The sequence below is a fragment of the Mesorhizobium sp. M1A.T.Ca.IN.004.03.1.1 genome, from assembly GCF_003997555.1.
Classification (GTDB): Bacteria; Pseudomonadota; Alphaproteobacteria; order Rhizobiales; family Rhizobiaceae; genus Mesorhizobium.
In genome coordinates, this window is record NZ_RZTV01001185.1 from 1 (window position 1) to 231 (window position 231).

General features: G+C 57.6%; 1 protein-coding gene. It reads right to left on the minus strand.

The annotated features are described in order from the left end of the window. The coding region (locus tag EOD29_RS35430) for an antibiotic biosynthesis monooxygenase (RefSeq protein ID WP_164764128.1) at positions 1-132 on the minus strand (132 nt) is incomplete at its 3' end. Positions 133-231 lie beyond the last annotated feature (99 nt).

The following is a 231-nucleotide window of genomic DNA, read 5'->3' on the forward strand; positions in this document are numbered from 1 at the left end:
CTTGCCTCGCAGCAGGCGGAATTCGACGAAACCGGGCACCTCAGCCAGGCTGGAATCGCGATTGCGCCAGACCGTCTCGAAATCGCCCTCGGTTCCGGTTACCACCTTGAAGCGATTCATTGCGATATACATGAAATCTCCTTACGCCTTCCTCCTGGCGGCCCTTACAGCAGGTGAGGGAAAGGCGAGAATATTATTGCCGTTTGACGCCGCCGCGCCAAGCGGTCTTGT